This is a genomic window from Microbacterium sp. KR10-403, assembly GCF_040196215.1.
Lineage (GTDB): Bacteria > Actinomycetota > Actinomycetes > Actinomycetales > Microbacteriaceae > Microbacterium.
The window spans coordinates 717378-730912 of the sequence record NZ_JBEGDC010000001.1; the positions used below are offsets into that span (position 1 = coordinate 717378).

At 70.3% G+C, this 13535-nt stretch carries 15 protein-coding genes; 2 read left to right on the forward strand and 13 right to left on the reverse strand.

Features of this window, described 5'->3' with window-relative positions:
• Positions 1 to 27: 27 nt before the first annotated feature.
• From panB to ABMQ42_RS03520, 8 genes are all read right to left on the reverse strand, one after another.
• A complete protein-coding gene (panB, locus tag ABMQ42_RS03485; RefSeq protein WP_349721424.1) occupies positions 28 to 903 on the reverse strand; it encodes a 3-methyl-2-oxobutanoate hydroxymethyltransferase in 876 nt (291 codons plus the stop codon).
• On the reverse strand, positions 900 to 1295 hold the full coding sequence (gene panD, locus ABMQ42_RS03490) for an aspartate 1-decarboxylase (RefSeq protein WP_349721426.1): 396 nt from the start codon (positions 1293 to 1295) through the stop codon (positions 900 to 902). Before panD ends, panB begins: the two co-directional genes overlap by 4 nt.
• Positions 1295 to 2140, reverse strand: a complete 846-nt coding sequence (panC, locus tag ABMQ42_RS03495) for a pantoate--beta-alanine ligase (RefSeq protein ID WP_349721427.1) — start codon at positions 2138 to 2140, stop codon at positions 1295 to 1297. The genes panD and panC overlap by 1 nt, the downstream gene beginning before the upstream one ends.
• Positions 2140 to 2889 (reverse strand): DUF2520 domain-containing protein, encoded by a 750-nt coding sequence (locus ABMQ42_RS03500; RefSeq protein ID WP_349721428.1) that lies wholly within the window; start codon positions 2887 to 2889, stop codon positions 2140 to 2142. The genes panC and ABMQ42_RS03500 overlap by 1 nt, the downstream gene beginning before the upstream one ends.
• Before the next feature lie 90 nt (positions 2890 to 2979).
• Entirely contained in the window at positions 2980 to 4677 is a 1698-nt protein-coding gene (ctaD, locus tag ABMQ42_RS03505; protein WP_349721430.1) for an aa3-type cytochrome oxidase subunit I, read from the reverse strand.
• A gap of 79 nt (positions 4678 to 4756) precedes the next feature.
• Positions 4757 to 5506 (reverse strand): SDR family oxidoreductase, encoded by a 750-nt coding sequence (locus ABMQ42_RS03510; protein ID WP_349721432.1) that lies wholly within the window; start codon positions 5504 to 5506, stop codon positions 4757 to 4759.
• A complete protein-coding gene (locus ABMQ42_RS03515) occupies positions 5503 to 6357 on the reverse strand; it encodes a sulfurtransferase (protein WP_349721434.1) in 855 nt (284 codons plus the stop codon). The genes ABMQ42_RS03510 and ABMQ42_RS03515 overlap by 4 nt, the downstream gene beginning before the upstream one ends.
• Before the next feature lie 219 nt (positions 6358 to 6576).
• Positions 6577 to 7632 (reverse strand): zinc-dependent alcohol dehydrogenase family protein, encoded by a 1056-nt coding sequence (locus tag ABMQ42_RS03520; protein WP_349721435.1) that lies wholly within the window; start codon positions 7630 to 7632, stop codon positions 6577 to 6579.
• Positions 7633 to 8007: 375 nt separating this feature from the next.
• Between ABMQ42_RS03520 and ABMQ42_RS03525 the strand changes: the two genes are divergently transcribed.
• Both ABMQ42_RS03525 and ABMQ42_RS03530 read left to right on the forward strand, forming a co-directional pair.
• Positions 8008 to 9042, forward strand: coding sequence for an MBL fold metallo-hydrolase (locus tag ABMQ42_RS03525; RefSeq protein WP_349721436.1), 1035 nt, complete (start codon positions 8008 to 8010; stop codon positions 9040 to 9042).
• A gap of 150 nt (positions 9043 to 9192) precedes the next feature.
• A complete protein-coding gene (locus tag ABMQ42_RS03530) occupies positions 9193 to 9564 on the forward strand; it encodes a four-helix bundle copper-binding protein (RefSeq protein WP_349721438.1) in 372 nt (123 codons plus the stop codon).
• A 294-nt stretch (positions 9565 to 9858) separates the two neighbouring features.
• On the opposite strand, the gene ABMQ42_RS03535 is transcribed toward ABMQ42_RS03530, so the two are convergent.
• The 5 genes from ABMQ42_RS03535 to ABMQ42_RS03555 all read right to left on the reverse strand — a co-directional run bounded on the left by ABMQ42_RS03535 (position 9859) and on the right by ABMQ42_RS03555 (position 13532).
• Positions 9859 to 10209, reverse strand: a complete 351-nt coding sequence (locus ABMQ42_RS03535) for a hypothetical protein (protein WP_349721439.1) — start codon at positions 10207 to 10209, stop codon at positions 9859 to 9861.
• A 103-nt stretch (positions 10210 to 10312) separates the two neighbouring features.
• Entirely contained in the window at positions 10313 to 10840 is a 528-nt protein-coding gene (locus ABMQ42_RS03540; RefSeq protein WP_349721440.1) for a hypothetical protein, read from the reverse strand.
• Positions 10824 to 11636, reverse strand: coding sequence for a prolipoprotein diacylglyceryl transferase (locus ABMQ42_RS03545; protein ID WP_349721442.1), 813 nt, complete (start codon positions 11634 to 11636; stop codon positions 10824 to 10826). Before ABMQ42_RS03545 ends, ABMQ42_RS03540 begins: the two co-directional genes overlap by 17 nt.
• 1 nt (position 11637) lies before the next feature.
• On the reverse strand, positions 11638 to 11949 hold the full coding sequence (locus tag ABMQ42_RS03550; protein WP_349721444.1) for a hypothetical protein: 312 nt from the start codon (positions 11947 to 11949) through the stop codon (positions 11638 to 11640).
• Positions 11946 to 13532: a radical SAM protein gene (locus ABMQ42_RS03555; RefSeq protein ID WP_349721445.1), complete on the reverse strand. Its 1587-nt coding sequence runs from the start codon at positions 13530 to 13532 to the stop codon at positions 11946 to 11948. The genes ABMQ42_RS03550 and ABMQ42_RS03555 overlap by 4 nt, the downstream gene beginning before the upstream one ends.
• Positions 13533 to 13535: the final 3 nt, after the last annotated feature.

Genomic DNA, 13535 nt, shown 5'->3' on the forward strand with positions numbered 1-13535 from the left:
ACGGCACCGGCCGCTGAGGCCCGCGCCTCAGCGCAGATCGTCGAGTGCGGCGTGCAGCTTCTCGGCCTCGCCCGCGGCCATCCCATAGCCGTGCTCGGGCGCGGGGTACGCTCCCGAGCGCACCTCGTCGGCATATGCGCGGATGCCCGCGATCGTCGCGGCGCCGATCTCGGCGAATCGCTTGACGAAGCGCGCCTGGTGCCCGTCGTGGATGCCCAGCAGGTCGTGGAACACGAGCACCTGGCCATCGGCATCCGGGCCCGCCCCGATGCCGATCACCGGGATGTCCAGCAGCGGCACGATGGCGGCTGTCGCCTCGCTCGGGATCGCCTCGAACACCAGCGCGAAGCATCCCGCCGCCTGCAGCGCCAGAGCATCGGCGGCCACCCGCTCCGCGGTATCGGCGGTGCGACCCTGCGCGCGGTACCCGCCCAGCACGCCCACGGTCTGCGGCGTGAGCCCCACGTGCCCCATCACCGGGACGCCCGCCGCCACGATCGCCCGTGCCCGCTCGACTGTCGTGCCGCCGCGCTCGATCTTGACGGCGTCCGCCCCGCACTCCTTGACGAACCGCTGCGCGGTGCGCACGGCCTGCTCGTCGCTCGCCTCGTACGACCCGAACGGCAGATCGGCCACGAGCAGAGGGCCGGACAGACCGCGGCGCACGGCCGCGGTCAGCATCAGCATCTCGTCGACCGTCACCGACACGGTGCTGTCGTAGCCGAGCACGGTCATGGCTGCCGAGTCGCCGACGAGCACGGCATCCACCCCCGCCGCCTCGGCGGCGCGCGCACCCGGATGATCGTATGCCGTCACCATGACGATCGGCTCGCCCGCGGCCTTCTTTGCCGCGAGGGTCGCGAACGTGGTCTTCGGGGCGCCGTCGCCCGGGTGCGTGCTCATGAGAGGACCTCCGTGGAGAGCAGGATGCCGGGATCGGAGTCCACGGCGATGATGCGGTTGCCCTCATCGACGTGCACGATGCGCGGCGCGTAGTCGTCGAGCTCGGCGTCGTCGAGATCGGCATAGGAGATGACGATGACGGTGTCGCCGGTGTGCACGAGCCGGGCGGCGGCGCCGTTGAGCTGCAGGTCTCCCGAGCCGCGCTCGCCCGCGATCGTGTAGGTGACCAGGCGCGACCCGTTGTCGACGTCGACGACGTGAACCTGCTCGTTCGCGCGGATGTCGGCGGCCTCGAGCAGATCGGGGTCGACCGTGATCGACCCGACGTAGTGCAGGTCGCTGCCGGTCACCCGGGCGCGATGGATCTTGGACTTCAGCATGGTGCGGCGCATCAGGAGGCCTCCAGCAGCCGGTTGTCGATGAGGCGGGCGGCGCCGATCCGGGCTGCCACGGCGAGCAGGGCGCTCGGCGCGACGGCGTCGGCCGGCGCGAGGTCGTCGGGGGAGCGCAGCTCGAGGTACTCGGGATCGATGCCCGCTTCCGCCAGCACCGCACCCGCCGCCGCAAGCACCCCGGTCGCCGCCACCTGCCCGGCCGCGACCGCGCTCTGCGCGGCATCGAGCGCGCGGCTCAGCGCCCTCGCCTGCACGCGGGCCGCGGCATCCAGGTACGCGTTCCGTGAGCTCATCGCGAGCCCGTCCGCCTCGCGCACGATCGGGCACGCGACCACGCGCACGTCGAGGTTCAGGTCGCGCACCACGCGGCGCACGACGAGCACCTGCTGGGCATCCTTCTGCCCGAAATACGCGGCGTCGGGCCGCACGATGCCGAAGAGCTTCGTGACCACGGTCGCCACGCCGTCGAAGTGCCCGGGGCGCGTCGCGCCGCACAGCACATCGGTGATCCCCGTCACATGGATCGAGGTCGCGAACCCGTCGGGATACACCTCGGCGACCGGCGGGGCGAACAGGATGTCGGCACCGGCGTCCTCCGCGAGCGAGGCGTCGCGCTGCTCGTCGCGCGGGTACGCGGCGAGGTCTTCGCCGGGCCCGAACTGCGTCGGGTTCACGAACAGCGACACCACGACGAGGTCGTGCGCGGCGCAGGCGGCGCGCATGAGCGACAGGTGTCCCTCGTGGAACGCGCCCATCGTCGGCACAAGGCCGACCGACCCTCCGCGCTCGCGCGTCGCGCGCACGGCGTCGCGCACCTCGGCGACGGTCCGCAGTGTCTGCATCACAGGCTCCGTTCCGCCGCGAGGGCACGGGTGCGGGCGGCGAGCATGTCGAACAGCGGTACGAGCTCGGCGTCGATCGCGGCGCGCTGTCGTGCGACGGTGTCGTCGTCGCCGCGGGCGATGGGTCCGGTGAGGGCGGATGCCGCACCCGCCGCCGCCCAGTTGTCGACCGTGCGGCGCACGAGGGGCGCGAGCAGGGCGCGGGCGTCGTCGCCCGTCAGGCCGGGCACCGCGTCGTGCAGAACGCGCTCGGCCACGCCCTCGAGGGTGATGAGGAAGTTCGACGCGAACGCCGCGGCGGCGTGGTAGCCGGCCCGGTCGGCGTCGGCGATCTCGAAGGGGTGCATGCCCAGCGCCTCCGCCAGCACGCGCGCGACCGCGAGCGCCTCGGGGGTGCGACCACCGATCGCGGCGCCGATGCCGGCGAACACCGACGGGTCGTCCGAGCCTGCGAACGTCTGCAGCGGGTGCAGCCCGAAGTCCACGTCGTCGAGGCCGGTTGCGCCCGACGTGTGGCCGACGAACCTCGCGCGGCCGGCGGCGGCGGCCGCGGCATCCCGGATCTGTCGATCGGGAACGCACAGCAGCACGACGTCTGCGTCTGCGACGGGCTCGTCGCGACCGGTCGGCCCCAGCACGGTGTACCCGGCGAGGGCCAACGCGGGGGCGATCGCCGACCCGAGCCGACCGCGACCGACGACCGACACGCGGACGGCGGCGTGCGGCGACGGGAGTGCGGAGGAGGTCATGGGGGAGCGATCTGCGGACGGAGAGGGTCGCATCGAGCATAATGATCTGCGCTCCGCGGGGCGATTCGGTCCCGTAACGGGCTGACGCCCTCAGGTGTGGACCGGCATCGCCTCGGGGTGGTTCAGGTCGAACGCGGGGCGCTCGCTGCGGATGCGCGGGATCGACGTGAAGTTGTGCCGCGGCGGCGGGCAGCTGGTCGCCCACTCGAGCGATCCGCCGTAGCCCCACGGATCGTTGACGGTGACCCGTGGCGCCTTGCGGGCGGTGATCCACACGTTGAAGATGAACGGGATCATCGATGAGCCCAGCAGCATCGCACCGATCGTGGAGACCTGGTTCATCCAGGTGAACCCGTCGGACGGCGCATAGTCCGCATAACGCCGCGGCATGCCGGCCACGCCCAGCCAGTGCTGCACGAGGAAGGTCATGTGGAAGCCGATGAACAGCATCCAGAAGTGCACCATGCCCAATCTCTCGTTGAGCATCTTGCCGGTCCACTTCGGCCACCAGAAGTAGAAGCCCGAGAACATCGCGAACACGACCGTGCCGAACACCACGTAGTGGAAATGCGCGACGACGAAGTACGAGTCGGTGACGTGGAAGTCCAGCGGCGGAGAGGCGAGGATCACGCCCGTCAGACCGCCGAACACGAACGACGTCAGGAACCCGATGGCGAACACGAGAGGTGTCTCGAACGTCACCGAGCCGCGCCACATGGTGCCGATCCAGTTGAAGATCTTCACCCCGGTCGGCACCGCGATGAGCATCGACATCAGCGAGAAGAACGGCAGCAGCACACCGCCGGTGGCGTACATGTGGTGCGCCCAGACCGATGCCGACAGCGAGGCGATCGCGATCGTCGCGTAGATCAGCGTGCGATACCCGAAGATCGGCTTGCGGCTGAACACGGGGAACACCTCGGTGACGATGCCGAAGAACGGCAGCGCGATGATGTACACCTCGGGGTGCCCGAAGAACCAGAACATGTGCTGCCACAGCAGCACACCGCCGTTGGCGGCATCGAACAGATGCGCGCCGAGGATGCGGTCGGCAGCCGCCGCCAGCAGGGCGGCCGCCAGCACCGGGAAGGCCATCAGGATCAGGATGCTGGTCAGCAGGATGTTCCACGAGAAGATCGGCATGCGCCACATGGTCATGCCCGGTGCGCGCATGGTGATCACGGTGCTGATGAAGTTGACGGCGCCGAGGATGGTGCCGAAACCGCTCATGCCCAGGCCCAGGAACCAGAGGTTGCCGCCGGCGCCGGGTGAGAACGTCGCATTCGCCAGCGGCTGGTAGGCGAACCAGCCGAACGCCGCCGCACCCTGCGGGGTCAGGAACCCGGCCACCGCGATGAGCGAACCGAACAGGAACAGCCAGAACGCGAACGCGTTCAACCGCGGGAACGCCACATCGGGCGCACCCAGCTGCAGCGGCAGGATCGCGTTCGCGAAACCCGCGAACAGCGGCGTCGCGAACATCAGCAGCATGATCGTGCCGTGCATCGTGAACAGCTGGTTGAACTGATCTTTCGTCGCGACGATCTGGATGCCGGGCTCGAACAGCTCGGCGCGGATGATCAGGGCCATCACGCCGCCGAGCATGAAGAACATCACCGACGAGATCAGGTACATGTACCCGATGATCTTGTGGTCGGTGGAGGTGATCCACCGGACGACGATGTTGCCCTTGTGCTCGATGCGGGTGCGGTTCAGGAGGTCAGCCTGCGCAGGCGGGAGATGAGACGTCTTCGTGTCTGTGAGGTCGACCGGGATCGTGGTCGCCATATCGGCAGTCTCCCACCGATTCCGGGGGTGGGGGCCGGTTCGGGATGCTGCGGTTCGCCGTGTCAGTCGGCGAACGCCGTCAGGCTTTCGGTCCGCCGGCCACGTACAGCACCTGGCCGGAGACGAAGCCCGAGGCCTCCGACACGAAGAACGAGACGGCGTTCGCGATGTCGTCGGGCTTGCCGCCGCGCCCCACCGGGATCTCGGCCGCGCGGGCGGCGATGAACTCGTCGAACGGCACGCCGATGCGCGCGGCGGTGGCCGCGGTCATGTCGGTCTCGATGAACCCCGGTGCTATCGCGTTCGCGGTCACGCCGAAGCGGCCCAGCTCGATCGCGAGCGTTTTGGTGAGGCCCTGCATGCCGGCCTTCGCGGCGGCGTAGTTCGCCTGCCCGCGGTTGCCGAGCGCCGAGGTGCTCGACAGGTTCACGATGCGGCCCCAGCCCGCGTCGACCATGTGCTTCTGCACGGCGCGGCTCATCAGGAACGCGCCGCGCAGGTGCACGCGCAGCACGGTGTCCCAGTCGTCGGCGGTCATCTTGAACAGCAGGTTGTCGCGGATCACGCCCGCGTTGTTCACGAGCACCACGGGTGCGCCGAGCTCGGTCGCGACGCGCTCGACCGCGGCGGCGACGGCCGCCTCGTCGGAGACATCGGCGCCGACGGCGAGCGCGTGTCGGCCCGTCGCGCGGATCTCGTCGACCACCGGCTGCGCATCGGCTTCGACCAGGTCGATCACGGCGACGTCGAAGCCGTCGGTTGCCAGGCGGCCTGCGGTCGCGGCGCCGATGCCGCGGGCACCTCCCGTGACGATGGCGACTCTGCTCATTGTTCCTCCTCATCGGGTGCGGGCGCGGCGCCGGTGGCGACCGGGCGGCCTGGTGTGTTCGACCATTGGCTCCACGAGCCGGGGTACAGGGCGGCGTCGATGCCGGCGACCGCGAGTGCGAGCACCTCGTGCGACGCGGTCACCCCCGAGCCGCAGTAGGCGGTGACCGGGATGCCGTCGGTCACGCCCAGCGCGGCGAACCGGGCCCGCAGCACCTCGGGTGGCAGAAACCGCCCCCGCGCGTCGACGTTGTCGGTCGTGGGCGCGCTGATCGCGCCGGGGATGTGGCCCGCCTGTGGGTCGATCGGCTCGACCTCGCCGCGGTAGCGCTCGGCGGCCCGGGCATCCAGCAGCACGCCCGTCGCGGGGGCGGCGGCCGCGGCATCCATCTCCACCGTCGGCATGCGCCCGGTCGTCAGGGTCACATCCCCCGGCGTCTGCTCGCTCTCACCCGTCTCGACCGGCAGCCCGGCGCCGACCCATGCGTCGTACGCGCCGTCGAGCACGCGGGCGTCGACACCGGCGTCGCGCAGCAGCCACCAGGCGCGGGCCGCGGACGTGTTCTTGATGTCGTCGTAGACGACGACGGTGTCACCGTCGCGCAGGCCCCAGCGGCGGGCCGCTTCCTGCAGGCGCGCGGGGGACGGGAGAGGATGCCGGCCGTCGGCCGGTGCGCCGGGGGCGGCCAGCTCGGTGTCGAGATCGACGTATACGGCGCTGGGAATATGCCCCGCGGTGAACGCCTCGCGTCCGTCGGGACGGTCGAGGCGCCAGCGCACATCGAGCACGCGGGGCGGACGCGGCGACGCGAGCATTTCGCGCAGCTCGGCGGCGGTGACGAGAGGGGACATCGGCGGCTCCTTCCGGGAAGAGCCTATGCCTGCGGCGCGCGCCACCCACCTGCGCGGCGTGGGCGTTCGTCTCGCAGGAGGATCCGGCCGGTGCTCCGCGACACGCCGGACGACACGCCCGGGAGCGCAAAAGCGTCCTGCGAGATGAACAGGGCAGGCGGGGTGACGACGGCCCGGCCCCCGGGCGCGCACGGTGCGTCCGGGGCCGGTCGGTGCGGGTCAGGCGTTGAGGATGACCTTGAGCGCCTTCGTCTCGGCGGCGCGCGAGAAGGTGTCGTAGGCCGATTCGATGTCGCTCAGCGCGAAGTGGTGGCTGATGAATCCGCTCGGATCGATGATGCCCTCGGCGACGAGCTTGGTGAGCATGCCGGCCGTGTCGGTGTTGACCAGGCCGGTCGAGATGTGCAGGTTCTCGATCCAGATGCGATCGAGCGGCAGTTCGACCGGCTTGCCGTGCACGCCGACGTTGGCGACGTGCCCGCCGGGGCGCACGATGTCGAGCACCATGTCCCACGTCTGCGGGATGCCGACGGCCTCGATCGCGACATCCACCCCGGCGCCGTCGGTGAGGGCGATCACCTGGTCGCGCCAGTCGGCATCGGTGGAGACGACGCCGTGCGTGGCGCCGAACCGCTTGGCCTGTTCGACCCGGTTCGGGTCGATGTCGATCGCGATGACCTTGCTGGGGCCGTACAGCTTCGAGGTCATGATCGTGGCGAGGCCGACGGGACCTGTGCCCACGACCGCGACGACGTCACCGGCCTTGACCGCGCCGTACTTGACGCCGATCTCGTGTCCGGTGGGCAGGATGTCGCTGATGAGCACCGCGGTGTCGGCGTCCACCCCTTCGGGCAGCGTGTACAGCGAGGTCTCGGCGAACGGCACGCGCACGAGCTCGGCCTGCGTGCCGTCGATGAGGTGACCGAAGATCCAGCCGATGCCGCTCGCGCCCTCGGGGGCGAGGCAGTGCGAGCGCAGCCCCTCGAGGCAGTTGCTGCACTTGCCGCAGGCGCTGACGCAGGAGAGGATGACGCGGTCGCCGACCGCGAACTCGGTGACGGCGTCGCCCACCTCGGTGATGACGCCGACGCCCTCGTGCCCGAGGATGCGTCCGTCGGTCACGGCCGGGACGTCGCCCTTGAGGATGTGCAGATCGGTCCCGCAGATGGTCGTGCTCTCGATGCGCACGATCGCGTCCGTGGGTGCCTGGATGCGGGGGTCAGGCACCTCCTCCCAGGACTTCTTCCCCGGGCCGTGATAGACGAGTGCCTTCATGGTTGTGCTCCTGTTGTTCCGAGGCGCCGGGCGCGAGTGCGCCCCGTCGGTTCTGAGTCGAGCACAGGGGATGCCGCGCGGCAAGGGGTGCGGCGAACACGGCGCCGACTGTTCATCTTGCAGGACGTTTCGGCTGCCAGATCGGGGCTCGCCGGGCCGCCGCTCGGGCTGCGCAGATCTGTCGGTGTTGCGCGGGAGTGCGCCGGGAAGGGCGCAACGGCGACAGATGTGACCCGCGCCGCGGCGCGTCCGGTCCCGTTTCCGGCCCGAGCGGGGCGCACCGCGCGCGGTGCCCCGCCGATTTCCGGCCCGCGCGGCGGCTCGGTAGCGTTCGGAGAGCGGAGTGCTGAGACGCCTTCCGCCGGAAGGAAGACGATGGAGCCTGTCAGCGACGCCCAGTACCGAGCCGCGACCTCGGGCGGCATGCCCGACGCCGAGAAGCTCGCCGAAGGGCTGTGGTCGTTCGCGATGCCGATGCCCGGCGGCTCCGGTCTCGGGTACACGTTGACCGCCGTGCAGCTCGGCCCCGACGGCCACGTCGCCGTGGTCGACCCGGGGTGGGCCGAGCCCGGGTCGCTCGAGCGTCTCGACGCGTTCCTGCGCACCCTCGACCGCGGGCTCGCCGACGTCGACATCGTGATCGTCACGCACTCGCACCCCGACCACCTCGGTCTCGCCGCCGCCGTGCGCGAGGCGAGCGGCGCCCGGGTCGTGCTGCATGCGAGCGAGCAGGCCTCGCTCGACGCCGCCCCCGACCCGACGTCGCCCGACGCGGTCGCCGCGTTCGAGGAGCGGCTGCGCGGCTGGGGTGTCGCGCCGGACCGTGCCCGGGTGATGGCTGAGCGCGCCCGCACCGCGGGCGGCCCGCAGTCGACGTCGCTGCGGGCGGATGTCCTGGTCGCCGACGGCGACGAGCTGCCGGTCGCCGGTGCGTCGTGGCGCGCCCTGCACACCCCGGGCCACACGCCCGGGCACCTCTGCATCGTTGACGAAGAGCGCGGCCTGCTCTTCTCCGGCGACCACGTGCTGCCCACGGTCTTCCCCGGGCTCGGGCTCGGGGCCGGCTTCGACGAGAACCCGCTCGCCGCTTATCTGCGCGCACTGCACCGGCTGCACCCGTACGACGACTACGAGGTCGTGCCGGGCCACGGCTACCGGTTCCGCGGGCTGGCCGACCGCCGCCGCGACACCGCATTGCACGCGCTGCGCCGGGCACGCGAGACCGCGGAGATCCTTGAGGACGAGCCGGATGCCTCGACCTGGGACATCGCGTCGCGCCTGACCTGGAGCGGGGGCTGGGCCCAGCTGCAGAACAGCGTCATGGTGGTGTCGGGACTCAGCCAGACCGACATGTATCGCGACTTCGTGCGCGCGGGCGGTCTGGAGTCGCCCGACGCGATCTGGTCGTAGCAGGGACGGCCGAGCCTCGGCGCGGCCACCCGAGAATCACCCATCGACCGCGGCCGCTTTCGGCGCTAGCCTGGCCTCAGGCGGGCCGCACCTGCCCGCCGCAGCGAGGGGGAAGGCGGAACAGGTATGGACGCGATGATGATGGACGCCATGAGCAAGGACATGATGTCGATGCCCGGCATGGAGTCGATGGACATGGCCGCGATGCAGGCGTGTATGGACGCCTGCTCGGCATGCGAGCAGGCCTGCACGGTCTGCGCAATGGAGATGATGGACTGCGCTCCGGAGTGCATGAACTGCGCCGACATGTGCAACACCATGATGCGGTCGATGATGCGCATGAAGGGCATGACCCCCGCGGTCATGATGGCCATGCTCGACGCGTGCGTCGCGATGTGCCAGATGTGCATGGACGCCTGCATGGAGATGGACGACGACGTGTGCCGCATGTGCGCACAGGCCTGCAAGGCCTGCATGGACGCGTGCATGGCCATGCGCGCGTCGATGCCCGCCACCATGTGACGCCGGTTCAGGATGCCGCGGCCCGGCGTCAGAGCAGGCGGCGCTCGCGCGACACGTGTGCGCGCTGTAGGTCACCGAAGACGCACGGAACCCTGCGCGAGATCACTGTTGTGCACGCATATTCGCGCCCAGGCGTGCACAAGGATGATCTCGCTGAGCGGGGCGGCGTAACCTCGGGCGCTCACCAGTTGATAAGCCTGAGTTATCAAGAGGTGAGCGATTCAGGCATACATGCGGGGTCGGAAATTTCGGCCGAAAGACAGGGGTTCGCGGGCGAGAAGGCGACCGCGCGCGTCAGGCGCCGAGCGCGACGTTGTACTGGATGCGGCCGACGGCCAGCACGCCGTAGCGGGGGTGCAGGGCCACCGGGCTGCCCGGCTCGACCTCGAGGGCTGCGCCGCCGGCGTTCCAGATCTCATATGTCGTGCCGTCGAGCGCCAGCAGCCGGATGTCGCCGGTCGCGGCATCCACTCCCGTCACGAGGGCATCGGCCCACTCCGACGGCGTCGCCGACGCGATGCGCGCCTGGATCAGGTGCAGCGCGTGCCCCGGTGCGAAGGAGGAGCAGGCTCCGCCGTGCCCGCACATGCACTCGACACGCTCACGCACCTCGAAGGGCGTTTGGCGGGTCAGTGGCGTGCTCACAGGAATCTCCTTCTGATCGGGACTCTCCGAGAGTACGGTGCCTGTGCGGCATCACGAAGCGATGTGACACGGGGCGAAACATTCCCGTGCCGGCTCGCTGCGTTCAGCTCTGGGCCATGAGCCCGACGCACGGGCCGAGCACGATGAGCCACGCCGCCGCGGACACGATGAGCACGCCGGTGGCGACCATGCGTGTGGAGCGGAAGAACATCATCACGATCGCCGCGACCGGCACGAGCAGGAGCAGCCACCACGTCTGCGCGAGCACGCCGGAGGCAGCGAGGACGAACATCAGGATGATGCACACGATCTGCGCGCCGACGCCGATCCCCACGCCGATGCCGACCGCGCCGCCGCCCTCGTTCCAGCGCTTCTGCGGCGGGGGAGGGGGGAAGGAGGCGGGCTGTCCGTATGGCGGCTGGGTGTACGGCTGCTGGGGTTGCTGCCCATACGGCTGCTGTGGTGGCTGCCCGTACGGCTGCTGCGGGGGCGGCGGGGCAGAGGGCTGCTGGCCGTACGGCGGAGGGAAGGCCGGCGGTGTGACCGGTGTCGAGGGAGCATCGTCGGGCCCGGGCTCGGGCTCGGGCCCCGGCTCCGGTCCCGGCCGGGGCTCGTCAGGCACGTCGGTCATGGGCGATCATCCTCTCGGTGGCGACGGGAGCGGCGAAGCCGCCGCGACGGGCCTTGAGCACGATCCGCACGAGCAGCAGCGGGATCGTCACGGCCAGGAACAGCTGGGGCCGCGTGAGTCCGAGCCACGCGATGTCGTTGCCGCGCACGAACTCGATGAAGAACCGGAACACGCCGTACGCCGCGATGTAGAGCGTCAGCGTCTCGCCCGCGGCGATCGGGCGATGGCGCAGCCAGAACCACAGCAGGCAGAACGCCGCCAGGTGGAACATGATCTCGTACACGAAGCTCGGGTGCAGCGGCACCCCGGCCGGCGCTCCCAGGCGGGCTGCGGCATCCCGATCCAGCATGATGCCCCACGAGGCGCCCGTGGGCGTTCCCGGCAGCTCGGTGAGCAGGCATCCGATGCGCCCGATCGCCATCGCGAGCGCGACCGCGGGTGCGAACAGGTCGCCGGTGCGCTCCTTGTATCCGGCGAGCCGTTTGGCGACGTGCACACCGAGCCACGCGCCCACCAGCGCCGAGAGGATCGACGCGTTGCCGTGCAGCAGCTGATCGGCGAGGCTCAGGTTCTCGGAGAAGTCGACGTGCTGCGCCCACGTGCCCAGTCGCGACATGATCGCCGCTCCCGCGAGCGCGCCCAGCACGATGTAGGGCATGCGGGGATCCGACACCTTGCGGCGTCGCTTCTCGATCGTGAAGACGATGGATGCCGCGACCAGCCCGAGCGCGACGAACACGGCATGCGTTCCCAGTGGCGGCAGCCACGCGGCGATGTCGTGCAGCGTCGGGAACACGTCAGGTCACCTGGTGCAGCCAGAACAGGAACCAGAACGGCGTCGCCACGGCGGCCGCCAGCGCGACGACGCCCAGGTACGCCAGGACGAGACGGGTGTCGCCGAGCTTGCAGCGCGAGCGCATCAGTCCTGCGCGCCGCGACTTCGCGTACCCGCGGATCGCGATCAGTGCGAACACCAGCACCGCGAGCGGGCCGGTGATCGCGGCGATCAGCGCGATCGTCGTGAACACGCACAGTCGCAGCGGGTCGAACGGCGGCGCCGGGTGGCCCACCGACTCGTCGAACCGGTTCAGATGCGAGTAGTCGCTCATGACCGCACCGTCAGCGGCAGCTCGCGATGCCCGGTCGCCGTCGAGATGCGGCTGCGCGAGAGCGGCGCCCACGCCTGCACGGCGCAGAACGGCGCGCACTGATGGGCGCTGGTCTCGCCGTTGACGGTCGCCACGTGCACGCAGCACTGGGTGAGGCGCTCTTCGATCATCGTGTTGATGTCCATGAAGGGCTTCACGGTGATGCGCAGCACGCGGTCGGCGAGCATGCGGCGCAGCCGCTGGTGCTGGCCGGGCAGCTTCGACGCCGCGAGCGTGGCGAGCGTGCCGATGCCCAGGTCGCAGCTCACGCAGATGTCGCGCCAGATGTCGACCATCGAGGGGTGCGACAGCGACGACTGCTCGCTGAGGAGGTCGAGCAGCGAGTTCTTCACGACGTCGCGGATCGCCTTGTTCACATTCGAGTCGGCGATGCGGTTGGCGATGAGGTCAGGGTTCAGATCGAGGAAGTCCTTGAGCCGCTCGGGGCCGATGAGGCCGACCAGCGACTTCCAGTCGCCGGCGTCGTCCTTGAGGAAGTATCCGACCGAGCAGCAGTGCGGGTGACTGCACGGGAGCGCCGTCATGTCGTGCCAGGTGATCTCATCGTCGGTCTGCGGGCCGAGCCGGGCGAGCACCCCGGTGTGCGTGAGGCGGTCGTTCGGGTCGATGCCGGCCGAGCGCCCCGAACCGAACACCGGCTGGATCGTCACGCCGCCCACGTACGGCGTGCGCTTGGCGCGGTCGATCACCGCGCCGATCTCGCCGTCATTGACGCCGAGCGCGGCGGTCATCGTCAGGGTCATGAACACGCCGGCCTCGGAGAGGCGCTCGATGGCGGCATCCTTCACCCGGCGGATGTCGCCGCCGCGGTGATGCCGCGACGCGTGCTCGGTCTCGCCGTCGAACTGCAGGTAGACCTCGACCCGCTCGCGGTGCTTCTTCAAGAAGGCGACGAACGCGTCGTCCTGCGCGATGCGCAGCCCGTTCGAGTTGACGAGGATGCGCACGATGGGCCGCGACACCAGGTGCTCGACGAGCTGCTCGAACCACGGGTACAGCGTCGGCTCGCCGCCCGAGAGCATGAGCACGTCGATGCGGTCGTTCTCCTTCGACAGCCGCTCGTCGACCGAGGCCAGCACCTCGGCCAGCGGCGCATACGCGCTCGCGGCGGGACTCGACTCGGCGAAGCAGGTCGGGCAGCGCAGGTTGCAGTGGTCGGTGATGTCTTCGAGGAGGATGCACGTGTGCTGGGTCTGCATCTGCGGCAGGCCGTCCTCATAGGCCTGCGGCACGGGCTTGAAGTTGTTCGCGACGTCGGGGCCGTGCACCTTCGTGGGTGCGGTCCACTGCTCGAGGTACCGGAGGATCTCGGCCGACTCGTCGTACATCGTGCGCACGAGGCCGTGCTCGGGGCATCCCCTCTCCAGCCAGATCACGCCGTCACGGTCGGCGAGCCATCCCGACAGGCGCTGCACCTCGGCCAGGGGGCGGTCGGGGTGCTCCTCATGGCACCGCGGGCAGAACGCGTTCACGTAGCGGTGGATGCGATAGTCGCGCAGGGGCATCCCGGTACCGGCACTCATGCT

Bases quoted from the DNA above. Each gene is read 5' to 3' on its own strand.
- panB (WP_349721424.1), bottom strand. From the start codon at position 903: ATGAGCACGCACCCGGGCGACGGCGCCCCGAAGACCACGTTCGCGACC.
- panD (WP_349721426.1), bottom strand. From the start codon at position 1,295: ATGCGCCGCACCATGCTGAAGTCCAAGATCCATCGCGCCCGGGTGACC.
- panC (WP_349721427.1), bottom strand. From the start codon at position 2,140: ATGCAGACACTGCGGACCGTCGCCGAGGTGCGCGACGCCGTGCGCGCG.
- ABMQ42_RS03500 (WP_349721428.1), bottom strand. From the start codon at position 2,889: ATGACCTCCTCCGCACTCCCGTCGCCGCACGCCGCCGTCCGCGTGTCG.
- ctaD (WP_349721430.1), bottom strand. From the start codon at position 4,677: ATGGCGACCACGATCCCGGTCGACCTCACAGACACGAAGACGTCTCAT.
- ABMQ42_RS03510 (WP_349721432.1), bottom strand. From the start codon at position 5,506: ATGAGCAGAGTCGCCATCGTCACGGGAGGTGCCCGCGGCATCGGCGCC.
- ABMQ42_RS03515 (WP_349721434.1), bottom strand. From the start codon at position 6,357: ATGTCCCCTCTCGTCACCGCCGCCGAGCTGCGCGAAATGCTCGCGTCG.
- ABMQ42_RS03520 (WP_349721435.1), bottom strand. From the start codon at position 7,632: ATGAAGGCACTCGTCTATCACGGCCCGGGGAAGAAGTCCTGGGAGGAG.
- ABMQ42_RS03525 (WP_349721436.1), top strand. From the start codon at position 8,008: ATGGAGCCTGTCAGCGACGCCCAGTACCGAGCCGCGACCTCGGGCGGC.
- ABMQ42_RS03530 (WP_349721438.1), top strand. From the start codon at position 9,193: ATGAGCAAGGACATGATGTCGATGCCCGGCATGGAGTCGATGGACATG.
- ABMQ42_RS03540 (WP_349721440.1), bottom strand. From the start codon at position 10,840: ATGACCGACGTGCCTGACGAGCCCCGGCCGGGACCGGAGCCGGGGCCC.
- ABMQ42_RS03550 (WP_349721444.1), bottom strand. From the start codon at position 11,949: ATGAGCGACTACTCGCATCTGAACCGGTTCGACGAGTCGGTGGGCCAC.
- ABMQ42_RS03555 (WP_349721445.1), bottom strand. From the start codon at position 13,532: ATGAGTGCCGGTACCGGGATGCCCCTGCGCGACTATCGCATCCACCGC.